Origin of the sequence: Tenacibaculum jejuense, assembly GCF_900198195.1 — a bacterium.
GTDB lineage: Bacteria > Bacteroidota > Bacteroidia > Flavobacteriales > Flavobacteriaceae > Polaribacter > Polaribacter jejuensis.
The window spans coordinates 610,220-625,758 of sequence record NZ_LT899436.1 but is presented as its reverse complement, the minus strand read 5'-3'; the positions used below and the strand labels follow the sequence as shown (position 1 = coordinate 625,758).

General features: G+C 30.8%; 16 protein-coding genes. 7 read left to right on the top strand and 9 right to left on the bottom strand.

Going from position 1 to position 15,539, the window contains the following annotated elements:
* Positions 1–7: 7 nt before the first annotated feature.
* The 9 genes from AQ1685_RS02980 to AQ1685_RS02940 all read right to left on the bottom strand — a co-directional run bounded on the left by AQ1685_RS02980 (position 8) and on the right by AQ1685_RS02940 (position 7,344).
* Positions 8–373 carry a DUF2237 family protein gene (locus tag AQ1685_RS02980; RefSeq protein ID WP_095069314.1) on the bottom strand — a complete coding sequence of 122 codons (366 nt, stop codon included), beginning with the start codon at positions 371–373 and terminating at the stop codon, positions 8–10.
* Positions 374–382: 9 nt separating this feature from the next.
* Positions 383–1,249 carry a hypothetical protein gene (locus tag AQ1685_RS02975; protein WP_095069312.1) on the bottom strand — a complete coding sequence of 289 codons (867 nt, stop codon included), beginning with the start codon at positions 1,247–1,249 and terminating at the stop codon, positions 383–385.
* A 65-nt stretch (positions 1,250–1,314) separates the two neighbouring features.
* Positions 1,315–2,973 carry an alkaline phosphatase D family protein gene (locus AQ1685_RS02970; protein WP_095069310.1) on the bottom strand — a complete coding sequence of 553 codons (1,659 nt, stop codon included), beginning with the start codon at positions 2,971–2,973 and terminating at the stop codon, positions 1,315–1,317.
* Positions 2,974–3,053: 80 nt separating this feature from the next.
* Positions 3,054–3,902 (bottom strand): TPM domain-containing protein, encoded by an 849-nt coding sequence (locus AQ1685_RS02965; protein ID WP_095069307.1) that lies wholly within the window; start codon positions 3,900–3,902, stop codon positions 3,054–3,056.
* On the bottom strand, positions 3,903–4,340 hold the full coding sequence (locus tag AQ1685_RS02960) for a TPM domain-containing protein (protein ID WP_095069305.1): 438 nt from the start codon (positions 4,338–4,340) through the stop codon (positions 3,903–3,905).
* Complete coding sequence (locus tag AQ1685_RS02955) at positions 4,341–4,943, bottom strand: LemA family protein (protein WP_095069303.1); 603 nt, start codon at positions 4,941–4,943, stop codon at positions 4,341–4,343.
* A gap of 15 nt (positions 4,944–4,958) precedes the next feature.
* The gene (locus tag AQ1685_RS02950) at positions 4,959–5,291 is read right to left on the bottom strand and encodes a MerR family transcriptional regulator (RefSeq protein WP_095069301.1); all 333 of its coding nucleotides are present in this window, start codon (positions 5,289–5,291) and stop codon (positions 4,959–4,961) included.
* A 1-nt stretch (position 5,292) separates the two neighbouring features.
* Entirely contained in the window at positions 5,293–6,354 is a 1,062-nt protein-coding gene (locus AQ1685_RS02945) for a CapA family protein (protein WP_231970241.1), read from the bottom strand.
* 21 nt (positions 6,355–6,375) lie between these two features.
* Entirely contained in the window at positions 6,376–7,344 is a 969-nt protein-coding gene (locus AQ1685_RS02940) for a M23 family metallopeptidase (protein WP_095074985.1), read from the bottom strand.
* 132 nt (positions 7,345–7,476) lie between these two features.
* Here AQ1685_RS02940 and alaS point away from each other — a divergent pair, with 132 nt between their 5' ends.
* The 7 genes from alaS (at position 7,477) to AQ1685_RS02905 (ending at position 15,484) form a co-directional block, all read left to right on the top strand.
* A complete protein-coding gene (gene alaS / locus AQ1685_RS02935; RefSeq protein WP_095069299.1) occupies positions 7,477–10,092 on the top strand; it encodes an alanine--tRNA ligase in 2,616 nt (871 codons plus the stop codon).
* Positions 10,093–10,209: 117 nt separating this feature from the next.
* Positions 10,210–10,875: a hypothetical protein gene (locus tag AQ1685_RS02930; protein WP_157730063.1), complete on the top strand. Its 666-nt coding sequence runs from the start codon at positions 10,210–10,212 to the stop codon at positions 10,873–10,875.
* A gap of 189 nt (positions 10,876–11,064) precedes the next feature.
* A complete protein-coding gene (locus AQ1685_RS02925; RefSeq protein ID WP_095069295.1) occupies positions 11,065–11,868 on the top strand; it encodes a DUF2490 domain-containing protein in 804 nt (267 codons plus the stop codon).
* A gap of 11 nt (positions 11,869–11,879) precedes the next feature.
* Positions 11,880–12,737, top strand: a complete 858-nt coding sequence (locus AQ1685_RS02920; protein WP_095069293.1) for an MORN repeat-containing protein — start codon at positions 11,880–11,882, stop codon at positions 12,735–12,737.
* 72 nt (positions 12,738–12,809) lie between these two features.
* The gene (gene rraA, locus AQ1685_RS02915) at positions 12,810–13,292 is read left to right on the top strand and encodes a ribonuclease E activity regulator RraA (protein WP_095069291.1); all 483 of its coding nucleotides are present in this window, start codon (positions 12,810–12,812) and stop codon (positions 13,290–13,292) included.
* 12 nt (positions 13,293–13,304) lie between these two features.
* The gene (locus tag AQ1685_RS02910) at positions 13,305–14,255 is read left to right on the top strand and encodes a GSCFA domain-containing protein (RefSeq protein WP_095069289.1); all 951 of its coding nucleotides are present in this window, start codon (positions 13,305–13,307) and stop codon (positions 14,253–14,255) included.
* A 665-nt stretch (positions 14,256–14,920) separates the two neighbouring features.
* Entirely contained in the window at positions 14,921–15,484 is a 564-nt protein-coding gene (locus AQ1685_RS02905; RefSeq protein ID WP_095069288.1) for an FEKKY domain-containing protein, read from the top strand.
* The last annotated feature ends 55 nt before the right edge of the window (positions 15,485–15,539 follow it).

Genomic DNA, 15,539 nt, shown 5'->3' with positions numbered 1-15,539 from the left:
GGAAAAATTACTCGACTTTAAACTCATAAGCTTTTAACTTTTCTAGAGTTGTGTATTGTAATGCTTTTCGATGTGTTGCTTCCAAAATAATATGAGGAGCTTTACCATATTTTTCTGCTTCCAACCATCTTGAAATGCATAAACACCATTTTGACCCTGGTTTTAATCCTGGAAATTTCCAATGTGGTATTGGAGTTGATAAATCATTTCCTCTTTTTTTAGTGAATTCAAGAAATTCTTCTGTTACTACTGCACAAACAACATGTGTTCCATAATCATGATCGGCAGTTCTACAGAAACCATCTCTAAAATAACCTGTAGCAGGATTTTCACAACAACTTTCTAATTGTTTTCCTAAAACGTTTAATTCCATAAATTCTCTTTAGTGATTTGTTTTTTTAGAAAGATCAAGTTCATATAATTTCCCTCCTTTTCCATGAGATCTTTCATCTGTGATAAATAATTTTGTGCCATCATCATTAAAATCGATCGCTTCTTTTTGAGACACAAAACCAAGATCTAATTCTTTTAGTTTTCCTTTCAGAAAATTGTCGCCGTCAAAATCATAAAATAACAAAACAGTATTAGAAGTTAATAAAGCTACTTGTTGCCCGTTATTGGAAATACTAGAAGATGTAATCCAACATTTCATTTTAGAACAGTTTTCAAAACTACTAATAAATTCTGCATTATATTTTCCTTGACTTGCTGGTATTTTGTACAAACTTGTTTTTCCGTAATCTTTTTTAACTCTACTTTTTGTAAAAATGTACAAGCTGTCATTATAATACAATATACTTTCTGCATCAAAAAAGCGTTTTTTCTTTTTAGGAGGAAACTTTGTTTGTTCGGGATATTGAAATTGTATTTTTTCAACCTCAACGGACTTCTTTTTCATTACCGCTTCAAAATTGATCTTCAGAATAGTTAAATCTCTTCTTATATTTTCATTGTTTCCGAAATCAGCTAAATACAAGTTTCCTTTTTGGTCTGAAGTAATATCTTCCCAATCGTTATTTTTTGCATTTACGACAACAGTTCTTTCTATTTTTCCTGAAGAATTGACTAAATAAATTTCGTTTTTATTACCCCCATCATTATGCATCCAAAATAAATTCTTTCCATGTATTTTTTCTATACCAGAAACTTCATCTAATAGCTTAGGCAACCTCGCTAACTTTTTTAATTGACCATAGTTTGAACAACCAAAACTTAAAAATAATACAACTAGGTAATAGCTTTTTTTCATAAATTAAAGATAAATAAAAAAAGCTCCTGAAATTAGGAGCTTTTATCATTTTATTTACACGTAAACTATATAGTTAATGTATTTTTTATTGCAGTTGTATATGTAGTTTCGGTAACTGTATCTACATAGTTCCAATCTGTTTTTACAGCTCCAGAAGTAACAGTTAATTTCATAAATCCACGATCAACTAAATTCGCAAAATTTAAATCATCGATTAAAAGTTCTAAAGCACTTCCTAATTGAACAGCTCCTTGTGCTCCTACAAATGATTCAAAACCTGGTGAAGAAACAGAACTTGTTGCTAACTCATCACCAACTTTATCTCCTGTGGCAGTTATTAAATTCGATTGCCAAGCATTATGAGTATCACCCGCTAATACCACAACTTTTTTATCTCTAAACGTTTCTAATATTTCTTCTCGTTCCGCATAATAACCATCCCAAGCATCTAAATTATATGGAATAACAGTTTTTACTCTTGCGATTTCTTCTGCAGTTAAAGTAGTATCATTTTGTAATAACCTTGTTTTAATTTGAACCAATTCACCCAATGCTACTTGAAATTGTGGACTACCAAAAAGTGTGATTAATTCTGCTGGAATTAACATTTTCCCCATTAAAACTTGTTGCCCTATAATTTGCCATGCACTGTTTGAAGCTTCAATTTCACTTTTAAACCAAGCTTTCTGTTGTGCTCCTAACAAAGTTCTAGACGGATCTAACCAAGCTTGTTGAAAAGCTACAGCATCAAAACCACTTGCAGTTGTATAATTTGCATATTCTAATTGCTTATCTCTACCTACTATTCTAGTATCTAACATTACTAAATCGACCAAGTTTCCTAATTGCAACTTTCTATAAATAATTGAATTATCTGTTAGATTCGTGGTGTTTGGTAAATATTCACTGTAAGCTTGTAAAGCACTTCTTTTTCTTTCTTGATAATCTCCTTCATTATCTTGATGATTCTCTGCTCCATCAATATAAGCATCGTTGGTAACTTCATGATCATCCCAAACACAAATAAAAGGTTTCTTTTGATGTAATTCTTTTAATTGTACATCTGATCTATATAAACGATAACGCTTTCTGTAATCATCTAAAGTAATAATTTCTCCTATTGGATCTGGATCTCTAAATGAACCATAAGTATCTTCACCATATTCATAAATGTAATCACCTAAATGTACTACAACATCAGCATCAGATTGGTTGATCGCTTCATACACATTAAAATACCCATAAGCGTGATTCGAACAAGAAGCTACAGCTAATTTTAGCTCTGAGGTATTTGCTCCAAAAGTTAAAGTTTCACCTACCGGAGAAGTTGCTTTATCATTTACATTTACAAAACGATAATATAACTTTAAGTTCTCATCTAAATCTTTTACTTCAATAGCTACAGTAAAATCTCTGGAAACATCTGTTTCTACTTCACCTTGTCTAACTAACTCTGTAAAGTCTTTGTTTTTAGCTAATTGCCAAATTAATTTTACAGTTGGATTTGTAGTAGAATAGCGAGTCCAAATAATAACTTGAGAGTTTGTTGGATCAAAACTTGCTACGCCAAGATCAAAATTCTTTTCAGTGATATCTGAAGGTATAGGATCTGTAGTTACATCTGGATCGGAATCACAACTAATAAAATTTGGTGCTAAAATAAGCCCACTAGTTACTAATAATGAGTTTTTTAGAAAACTTCTACGTTTTAAATTGGTTGACATGATATTTAGGAATTAAGTATTCACATAATTACATGCCTTATTTTTCCTAAACGTTACATAAAGTTAAGTTGTTTGTAAAGTTACCAACCTCCTGTAGCTCCACCTCCACCGAAGCCTCCGCCTCCAAATCCACCTCCGAAACCGCCTCCATCAAATCCACCACCACCGAAGCCACCTGAAGATCCTCCAAAACCACCAAAGCCACCGCTTCTTCGAGAAGAACCTCTTCTTCTACTTCTATCTTCTCTTCCAGCATTACTTAGAATAATAGTTTCTAGTGAAGATGTTGATCTTCCTGTTTCAATTCTATATGCTTTATATCCAATAAAAATAAATAGTGAAAAGAAAATAACAATTACAATAATGATTACACCGGCGTTAGAAGAAGAATTCTTTTTTCTAGTTCCTTGATATTCTCCATTCATTACTTTGAAAATGGATGTTACGCCAGAACTTAAACCTGAATAATATTGTCCCTTTTTAAAATAAGGAAGAATATCATATTCTATAATTTGTCTAGAAACAAAATCAGTTAATAAGTGTTCAGTACCATAACCAGTTCTAATGGTAACTTTACGATCGTCTTTAGCCAAAAGAACAAAAACTCCGTTGTCTTTGTCTTTCTGACCAATTCCCCATTTATGAGCCCAATTCGTTGCCAAATAACCTATTTCTTCTCCTTTAGTACTATTAATAATAGCAACTACAATTTGAGTAGAAGTTGTATCTGAATAACGAACTAATTTGTTTTCTAAAGCAGTTTTTTCGTTTAAAGTTAATAACCCTTTTTGTTCTTTAACTCCTTTTTTCTTTATGTAATAATCGTAGACACTTGTTTGAAACTTTGGTTTCTTAGGAATATTATACTGAGCAAAACTGAATTGAAATGCAACAAGAAAGAAAATTATAGTAAAAAAGCTCTTTTTCATTTAACCTTTAGATACTTCATTTGGTAATTCATCTACATCATCTTTATCCCAAGGAAAATGAGCCTTTAATTCTTCTCCTGCTTTTAATACTCCTTGAACTAAACCTGCTGTAAAATTACCGTTCTTAAAATTATGTTGTATGATATCTCTAGTCGTTTCCCAAAAATCATTTGGTACAACAGCATTTATACCTTTGTCTCCGTAAATCACAAATTTATGATCTACAACTGCTACATAGATTAACACCGCATTTTCTGCTTTAGTTTGATCCATGTTAAGCATTTTAAATACTTCTAATGCTCGATCGTAATGCGAAAGTGATGTAGTTGCTTCAATATGCACTCGAATTTCACCAGAAGTATTTAACTCTGCTTGTCGAATAGCCTCGACTATTTCTTGTTCTTCTGCTTTAGAAAGAAAATCTTCTACTTGAGACATTTATTTTCCAAAATCGAAATTAACATCTGGTGCTTTTTCTGAACCTGGATCAGCTTTGTAACGTACCATTTCATCAAAATTTAAGAAACCTGCATATAAAGATCCTGGGAATTTTTTGATGTGCTTATTGTAAATATTAACAGATTCGTTGTATCTATCTCTAGCAACTTTAATTCTGTTTTCTGTTCCTTCTAACTGGCTTTGTAATTCTAAAAAGTTACGATTTGCTTTTAACTCTGGATAACGCTCTACAGAAACTAACAACTTAGATAACGCACCTGATAAACCTGATTGTGCTTGTTGAAACTGCGCCATAGTTTCTGGAGTTAATTTACTAGCATCGATATTTACAGAAGTTGCTTTTGCTCTTGCGTTAATTACATCTGTTAACGTACTTTTTTCAAAATCTGCAGCACCTTGTACTGTTTTCACAAGATTACCTATCAAATCATTTCTTCTTTGATATGAACTCTCTACATTAGACCATTTTGTTTTTGCATTCTCCTCATACTCTACAGCAGTGTTATTAAAACTAACTCCTGATTTAAAAAAGTATATCACTAATGCTACAACTACTAATATAGGAACTAACCATTTTTTCATAATTTCGATTTTTTGTTATTCAATTTGATTTTTGATTTTTATTAACTCTGCTTTTACAGCTTCTAATCTGCTGATGATCTCCTGATTTTGTACTATTTTCTCTGGATTTTGTTTGAGTTTTTGTTTGGCGCCATCAAGAGTAAAACCTCTTTCTTTTACTAAGTTATAAATCAACTTAAAATTCTCTATATCCTCAGGAGTAAAAAGTCGATTCCCTTTTGCATTTTTTTTGGGTTTGATAATGTCAAATTCTCCTTCCCAAAAACGAATTAAAGATGTATTCACATCAAATGCTTTGGCAACTTCACCAATTTTATAATACCTTTTTTTAGGGAGATCAACGTGCATGTTACTTTAATTCTATTTTTCCAGATTTACCAAACTTAATTTTATTTTCTGGAAAATCTTGTAAAGTCAACTTTTTTATTTCGTTAAATGCACGTTCTTGAGTATCTAAAAAAGGGTATCTGGTTTTAGTTTGAATAGCTGAATGGATTTTTCCTTCAATAAAATCTCCATTCTCTTTCAGTTTCAATTCAAATATTGGCGAATATGCTTTTGAACCACTCATACTAAAACGTTTGTATGTTGCAAAATTCCCCATACTGTAAGCGATAAATTTCCCTTTATAAACTTCTATTGCTCTTGGTACGTGTGGACCGTGACCTAATACAATTCCTGCTCCAGCATCAATCATTTTATGAGCAAATGCATATACATTACCTCTATTCTCTCCGTAGAAATATTCTGTTTTTCTAGGTACATTTTTATGCTTAGTTCCTTCAGCTCCTCCGTGAAAAGAAACAATTACTATATCGACTTTCTTTGCTAAGTTTTTCACCATTTGTGTTCCCTTAGTTACAAAGTTCAACTTTAAACAGTCTTTATTCGGAGCAAAAGCGATTAAACCGTATTTAACTCCGTCCTTTTCAAAAACAGTAGTCGGTTTAGATAAAACCCCTGCACTTGCTATTCCAGAATTATCAAGAGTTTTTAAGGTATTTTTAATTCCTATACTTCCAAAATCTCCAATGTGATTATTTGCAACGCTTACAACATCAAAACCTGCTTTTTCAAAATGCTTACCAAAAGATTCTGGGCTTTTAAAAGAATAACATTTAGATGGATCTTTACATCGTTTTGCATTTTTTCCTGTATCAGTTAAAGTTCCTTCTAAATTTCCAAACAACACATCAGCTTTATCGAAAACAGTTTGTACATCTTTAAAAGGGTATGTTCCTTTTGGAGGTAAATACGATGCATTAGGAAAAGTGGTTCCTAACATCATATCTCCAACTGCCATAAAGTTAATTTCTTTTTCTTTTACTTGAATTGAATCAGCTTGTTGTGCATTCAAGCCTCCTAATAAACTAAATATACTAAGTGCTAGTACTCTTTTTTTAATTAACATATTTTAATACTGAGGTAAAAATTAGTCAAAAGACTGTCCTTCGTCTTCAGAAGCCTTTTGCATTGCTAAAAATTGTTCTGGTGTTAAATCTCCGTAATAATAGTATATTGGATTTACAGCTACACCATTTCGATGAACTTCATAGTGTAAATGTGCAGATACAGATCTTCCTGTATTTCCTACGTAACCTATAATATCTCCACGTTTTACAGTTTGCCCTTTCTTAACTCCAATCTTACTCATATGAGCATATACAGTTTTATAACCATACCCATGTTCAATGTAAACTACTTTTCCAAAAGTTGCACTTCTATTTGCTCTAGAAACTGTTCCATTTCCTGAAGCATAGATTGGTGTTCCTTTAGGTGCTGTAAAATCCATTCCCTTATGCATTTTACGAATTTTTAAAATTGGATGCATTCGCATTCCATAACCTGAAGCCATTCGTGTTAAATCTTCAGCTTTTAAAGGCTGAATTGCAGGTATAGAAGCCAACATTTTTTCTTTTGCTTTTGCTAAATCTACTATTTCATCTAGTGATTTCGATTGTACCACTATTTGTTTAGACAATACATCTAAACGTTTGGTCACATCAATAATCATTTCACTGTTATCAAAACCTTCTAAATTCTTGTAGCGATTTACTCCACCAAAACCTGCTTTTCGCTGTTCGTCTGGAATTGGATTTGCCTCAAAATATGTTCTATATATGTAATTATCTCGTTCCTGTAAATCACCTAAAACTTCAGTAACTTCTTCTATTCGCTTTCCTAATAATTCAATGTGAAGCTTAGAATTTTCTAATTCTCTTTTTTGTGCTTTTTGTTTTGGTGATTCAATGAACTGACTTAAAACCATAAATCCAAGAAACATCGTAAGTCCAACCCCCAATAGTATAATGATACTATTCTTGAACTTATCGCGCTTTCGTAACTCAATTTGCTGGTACGATAGCGTTTCTGGATCGTAATAATATTTTACTTTTGCCATATGACCAAATGTAGTACTTTTGTGTCCTTTGAAAGGACCTTGTTTTAGTTGATTAGACATGCAAAGTTATGAAATGTTTCAAAACTCAACGATTTCCTTTCTTTTATTAGAATTATTTTAACGTAATAACCTATGAAATCTCAAGAAATTAGAAGCAAGTTTTTAGAATTTTTTAAATCTAAACAACACGAAATTGTGCCTTCTGCCCCAATGGTATTAAAAAATGACCCAACCCTTATGTTCACTAACTCTGGGATGGCCCCATTTAAGGAATTTTTCTTGGGAAATAATACGCCTAAAAACCCACGTATTTCAGACTCTCAAAAATGTCTTCGTGTTTCTGGTAAACACAACGATTTAGAAGAAGTTGGTTATGATACTTATCATCACACCATGTTTGAAATGTTAGGTAACTGGAGTTTTGGTGATTACTTTAAAAAAGAAGCAATCGCTTGGGCTTGGGAATTGTTAACTGAAGTTTACAAAATTCCTAAAGACATTTTATATGTTACCGTGTTTGAAGGTGATGAAGGTGATGGAACAAAAATGGATCAAGAAGCTTACGATTTATGGAAACAGCATATTTCTGAAGATCGTATCTTAATGGGAAATAAAAAAGATAACTTCTGGGAAATGGGAGATCAAGGACCTTGCGGACCTTGTTCTGAAATTCACGTTGATATTCGTTCTGCTGATGAAAAAGCTAAAGTGGACGGAAAATCTTTAGTTAATGAAGATCATCCTGAAGTTGTTGAAATATGGAATTTAGTTTTCATGCAGTACAATAGAAAAGCAGATAAATCTTTAGAAGAACTACCTGCTAAACATATTGATACAGGTATGGGATTTGAGCGTTTATGTATGGTTTTACAAAACGTTCAATCGAATTATGATACAGATGTATTTACTCCGTTAATTAGAGAAATTGAAACTATTACTGGTGTACAATATGGAAACGATGAAAAAGTAGACGTAGCTGTTCGTGTAATTGCAGATCACGTAAGAGCTGTTTCTTTTGCTATTGCAGACGGACAATTACCAAGTAATAATGGAGCTGGTTATGTAATTCGTAGAATTTTAAGACGTGCTATTCGTTACGGATTCACATTTTTAAATCAGAAAGAAGCTTTTATTTACAAGTTATCTGAAACTTTAGCTCACCAAATGGGCGAAGCTTTTCCTGAAATAAAAAAGCAAGCCACTTTAGTTCATAATGTAATTAAAGAAGAAGAACAATCGTTCTTAAAAACTCTTGAACAAGGACTTCTTTTATTAGATACTGTAATTCAAAATAGTGCTTCCAAGGAAATTTCTGGACGTAAAGTATTTGAATTAAAAGATACCTATGGTTTCCCAGAAGATCTTACAGGTTTAATTTTATCTGAAAGAGGATTTTCTTATAACAAATCTGAATATGATGTTGCTCTAAAAGAACAACAAGAAAGAGGTAGACAAGCTACTGCACTTGCAACAGACGATTGGGTATCTTTAATTGATGATGAAGTTGAAGAATTTGTTGGTTACGATACTTTAAGTGTAGGTGTAAAATTAACTCGCTACAGAAAAGTAACCACAAAAAAAGATGGTGATCAATATCAATTAGTATTTAACATGACTCCTTTTTATCCTGAAGGAGGAGGACAAGTTGGTGACAAAGGTTTCTTAGAAGATGCTCATGGTGACGTGATTCATATTTTAAATACCAAAAAAGAAAATAATGTAATTATTCATTACACGAAAAATTTACCTAACCATTTAAACGAGTCGTTTAAAGCTGTAGTAAATGAAGAATACAGAAGACTTTCTGCAAGTAACCACACAGCAACACATTTATTACACCAAGCTTTACGTTCAATTTTAGGAACACATGTGGAACAAAAAGGATCTTTAGTAAGTCCTAAACATTTACGTTTCGATTTTTCTCATTTTTCTAAAGTTGATAGCGATCAATTAAAAGAAATTGAAGCATTTGTAAATGCTAGAATTCGCGAAAATCTTCCGTTAGAAGAAAAACGTAATATTCCAATGCAACAAGCAATCGACGAAGGGGCAATTGCTTTATTTGGAGAAAAATATGGCGATAGTGTAAGAGCAATTAAGTTTGGACAGTCGATGGAATTATGTGGAGGAACACACGTTCAACAAACTGGTGATGTTTGGTATTTCAAAATTAAATCTGAAGGGGCAGTAGCTGCTGGTATTCGTCGTATTGAAGCAATTACAAACATGGCTGTAGGAGAGTATTTCGAAGATGTTGAAGATAAATTTAATGCTGTAAAAGATGTGTTGAAAAATCCTAAAGATTTAACTAAAGCAGTTACTTCTTTACAAGATGAAAACGCTGCTTTAAAAAAGCAAATAGAACAGTTATTAAAAGATAAAGCTAAGAACATGAAAGGTGATTTAAAAAATCAAATCACTGAAATTAATGGTGTAAACTTCTTAGCAACAAAAGTAGATTTAGATCCTGCTAGTATTAAAAATCTACTATTTGAATTAGGAGGTGAGATTGACAATTTATTTGTCTTATTTGCTACTGCTCCTACAAAAGAAAAAGCAATGTTAACGTGTTATATTTCTAAAGATTTAGCTAACGAAAAAGGTTACGATGCTGGTAAAGTAGTTAGAGAATTAGGAAAATTAATCCACGGAGGTGGTGGTGGACAAAATTTCTTTGCTACGGCTGGAGGTAAAAACCCTGGTGGAATTCCTAAAGCATTAGAACGCGCTAAGGATTACATCGTATAACAAAAAATATTAACGCCAATCTGAATTAGTTTAAGATTCTTATGATGAGATTCTGAAATACTGAAACAAGTTCAGCACAGGTAAATTCAGAATAACACTAAAAAATCTAAGGTCATTATGACTTTAGATTTTTTTATTTTTACAGTCATGAAAGAGAAATTATCACATTATTGGAAATATATTAATTTTTGGGTTTGTTTCATCGGTTTTAAAACAATAGAACATTTCTATAGAGATGAAATTGCTTTTTACTATGACCAAATCCCAAAACCATACATAACAGTGGCTTTAATTCTATTATTAATATTTATAACCTATAAATCTTTCATCCCAAAGAAAAAAGATACAGATTCAGTATTTATACCTAGTGAAAACGATTATACTCATAAAGATACTAGCTTAGGTTTTTCTATATTCTTAGTAACTGGTCTTTTAGGTTATGCTTACATTGTTAATGTTTACCAAATTAACTACATGATAGTTTTCACAATGATCTTTGTATCATTTGTAAGTGGTATATTTCTTAGAAAAACAGCATCCTTCCAAATTAAAAAAGGGTTAATAACTTTTAAAAGTGGTAAAGAGGAACGAACTTTTAATGTTTCAGAAATAACTAGTTTAAAAGTATTTCAGAATCAGATTATTCTTTTCAAAGAAGACTCACAGGAATTAATTTCTTTTCTTGAATTAGAAAAAGAAGATTTCCAAAACATCAAAACATACTTTAATAAAAGAGTACCGGAAATTTCAATTGCTTTAGGCCAAACATCACAAAAAACTTAAAAACAAAATATTAAACTAAAGTAAAAATCTTTTATTACTGTTAAGTATTGTAGGAATTCTACACAATAGAAAAATGTATACTAAACGCCTTTTATTAGCGTTTAGTTACAGTTATTAAATTTGAAACCTCAAAAGCATCAACCCTAATTATTTTCTTGCTTCTAAAATTTCAAGTTAGCTGTTTTATACATGAAAAACTATTTTTATAGAGAACTCTGTTTAATTTTTTTCTTGTTTTTACTGATGCAAGTAAATTCACAAGAAACATCAAAATTTAAGGAACCTATTACCAAAACTTGGATTAATACTTATGGTAATATTAGGTTATCGAATCGTTTTTATTGGGTCGCACAAACACATTTTCGCTTTCAAGAAACTGAAAAAACTCCTTTTGTAGGTCAGCTTGCACAAATCTATAATAGACATGCCATCGGATATATTTACTCTAAAAAATTTAATATTAGTTTAGGAGGAGTATTACGACTTAACTTTAATACCGATGAAGAATCTACAGATAGAAATTTAGTTCCAGAATGGAGAATTTGGCATCAATATATGTTTGCCTCTCCTCTTTCATCATTACTATTTTATCATCGTATTCGTATTGAACATCGTTGGACAAAAAGTTTTTTAGAAGATAGTGAATATACTTTTAGGAATAGATGGCGTTATATGTTTAAAGCAAAAATACCGATAAACTCTAGTCAATTTAAACCAAAAACTTTTTATGTTTCTCCAGAAGCAGAACTCATATTACAGAGCGGAAAAACAGTTGCAGGAAGTGTAATGGAAGATTTAAGATTACATATGTCTGCTGGTTATATCGTAAGTCCTAGACTTACATTAGCAACAGGAATAATGTATTCTCATGGGCAAACACTAAGTGATGCAACCGTATTTAAACAAAGTTGGACCGCTAGATTTCATGTGTATTTTTCTTTAGATCCTAGAAATATTAAAAACAAGATTCCTGCAATACATATGGACGATTAATTTTTAGCCTTATGAAAGTATCAAAAACTTCAATTATATTTTTTTTAGTGTTATTTGTAACACTTATAGCAATAGCTATCAATGGAAATGTTAAGCAAAATCATCTTCAAGAAAAAATAACTTCACTAGAAAATGAACATCTTTTGCTTAAAGAAAAAGTAGTTCAAGAAAAAAATTTAACTCATATTGACTCTTTATTGATAGATGGTAAATATGAAACCGCGTTAACGGCATATGAAAAACAGTTTTCAGATAGTATTGTTAATCAAGACAAAGACTATGTGAAATTCCGTATTAAAATTGCCAAGCAATTTGTCAACTTAAAACAGATAGAGAAAAAGAGTAAAATCACTCAAAATATTACTAATGCTAATGCATCACATCAAAATGCAAATACAAGATTAAAAGACGAGAAATACGATTCTTTATATACCATCTTAAAAAAAACAAGACGACAATTGTATGCTTCTAGAAGAAAATTAAAAAAGAAAACTTCTTTTGGTTATTTGACATTTAAAAGCTCAAAAAAACATATAATTCATTATGTAGGCGAGATAAACAATAAGAAAGCAAATGGATACGGAATAGCTATTTTTGATACAGGGGGTAGATATGAAGGAAACTGGAAAAATAACAACAGAGAAGGAAAAGGTATATTTCACTGGGCAGATGGAGAATATTATGAAGGAGACTATAAAAATGATCTTAGAAACGGATCTGGAACCTATTTTTGGACCAATGGAAAAAAGTATACCGGTGGATGGAAAGATGATGAAAGACAAGGAAAAGGAATTTACTACAATAAAAAAGGTAAAACATTAGCTAAAGGTATTTGGAAGAAAGATAAACTTGTAGAAGAAACAGAGTAAAAGCACAGGTAAGAATTACTATCTGCAAAAATTTCTATTAAATTAGCCAAGAATAAATTAATTCTTCTACAAATGGATATTTATACTGCAGACTTGTGTGATGACTTTATTGATATACTTCAAGTAGCTACTCCAATAGATTTTAAAGATTATGGTGGTCGTAAAAATTTTCATGGTGAAATAGTTACGATAAAATGCTTTGAGAAAAATCCATTAGTAAAACAAACTTTAAACACAGATGGTACAGGCAAAGTTTTGGTTGTAGACGGAGGCGGATCGTTGAAATGTGCACTTATGGGTGATAATTTAGCAGCTTTAGCTATTAAAAATAACTGGAATGGTGTACTCATTTATGGCTGTATTAGAGATAGTAGAGAAATTTCTACCATGGAAATTGGAATAAAAGCCCTAAACACAACTCCAAGAAAAAGTATTAAAATACCAGAAGGTGATATTAATAACACAGTTTCTTTTGCTGATGTGAATTTCACTCCAGGACATTATATTTACTGTGATGAAGACGGAATAGTAGTTTCAGAAAAAAAATTAGTTTAATTTAATCTTCTTATGAACTTACAAACACAAATTCCACTTAAAAAACAACCTCACAACTTAATTGATTACAACTCTAAATTGCTATTATTAGGTTCGTGTTTTTCAGAAAATATTGGAAATAAACTTCATTATTTTAAATTTCAAGTTAATCAGAATCCTTTTGGAATTTTATTTCACCCGAAAGCTATAGAAACATTAATTACAAATGCAGTAAACGAAAAAAACTATGCTGAAACAGATATTTTCAAACTAAATGAACGCTGGCATTGTTTTGATGTACATTCTAGTTTAAGCGAAATTAAAAAGGAAGGTTTATTACAAAATATAAATACTGCAACTCAATTCACTTTAACTAAATTATTAAGTGCAAGTCATATTATTATTACTTTAGGAACTGCTTGGGTGTATCGTTTTATTTCATCAGATCATATTGTTGCAAACTGCCACAAAGTACCTCAAAAGCAATTTTTAAAAGAATTATTATCTGTAGAAGAAATTGCAGCTAGTTTAGAAAATACTTATACCTTAATTAAAAGTATAAATCCAAAAGCAAACATAATTTTCACTGTTTCTCCCGTACGACATTTAAAAGATGGATTTATCGAAAATCAAAGAAGTAAATCTCATTTATTTGCAGGAATTCATGAAGTTGTTGTACCAAGAAAGCAGGTTTATTATTTCCCTTCTTATGAGATTTTAATGGATGAATTACGTGACTATCGTTTTTATAATTCTGATATGATTCACCCAAATGAGACTGCTGTAAGTTATATCTGGGAAAAGTTTTCTGAAACTTGGTTTAGCGAAAACACATTACAAACATTAAAAAAAGTTGAAGAAATTCAAAAAGGATTAGCACACAAACCTTTTAATTCAAATTCCGAGGCACACCTGAAGTTCTTGGAAAAACTAAAATTTAAACAAGAGCAGTTACAAAAGGAATTTTCGTTTATGAAGTTTTAACCTGAATTATGCAGTAGGATTTCATTTATTAATCTTAGGCTAGGTTATTACTAGCTTTATTGAGTATTTTAAGTTTCACCCATATAGTTAATCTAACGATTAAATATTCAGATAAGCAAGTCACTCCTTTTGGCGGTATAAGTTTGATGAAAAGTTTTATCAATCAAACAGGAATTAGGGAGTGTATATTAGAGCTAGATTTACCACAATAGGGTTATAATCGCAATTATTCGTCCGAGCATACTATAGCGTCTTTCTGGTTAGGTGTTTGGACTGGTACTTCCCGTTATATTCGTTGTTATTGGATTCGTTATGATAGGACTCTTTATTATATTTTGAGATGGCATCAGATGCCATCTCAATCGAGGGAAACGCAAAAAAAGAGATATTAGAACGAGGGCTTTATTAGAAAACCTGAAACGTTATTCGTTTTAAAACAAATTAGTTAAGATGCTTGCTATTTAGAGGTGAAATATGTGGAATATTTTTAAATAAAACTACATTTTATAACCAATACTAATATTTCTGAGTTTTTTTTTGTTATAATCAAAAAACATTTTTACTTTAGTAATCGAATAGGAAAAATAAAAAGTCTCATAATTATGAAATTAAAAATTGCTATACAATTTTTTTTGTATTCATTTTTCTTTTTTTATTGTTCAAATATGGCTTTCGCTATATCTGATATAAAAATTAATGTTATTATTCTTAATAGTACTAAGAAAGAATTTAAATCAGGAACATTAATAATTAATGATAAAAACAAAAAAGAAGTAAAAAAGATGATCATTAATACTCTTTCATCTACAATCTTTTTAGATGATGAAAGTACTCAATATAATTTTTCTTTTAAATCTACAGGTTTTATAACTAATTTCTATTATTCACAAAACAATGAGATCATTATTCGTTTAAGTACTACCAAATCCTTAAATAGCATTTCTTATAATAAATATCTTTTAAATCAGAAAGATACTAATGATAGATATTTAGAAGGAGAACTTAGCTTTATACTTTTTGGCATTCAATCTACAATATCAAACGAAATGAAAGCTTTTAAAGAAAAGTATAACGTTAGTTTTGAATACAAAAACTGCGTTGTTGATCCAATTTTAATGAAACAAGTATCCGCTCATAATAGGGAAATCTATACATACTTAAAAAAGAAAATAGGTACACAATGGCTATTAGAATTGCCCGTATCTATATTAGGAATAAAAGAAAGGTAATCTAAAAATTGCTTTGAAGTTGAAAAAACCGACTAAACAACTTCAAGGGTTATAT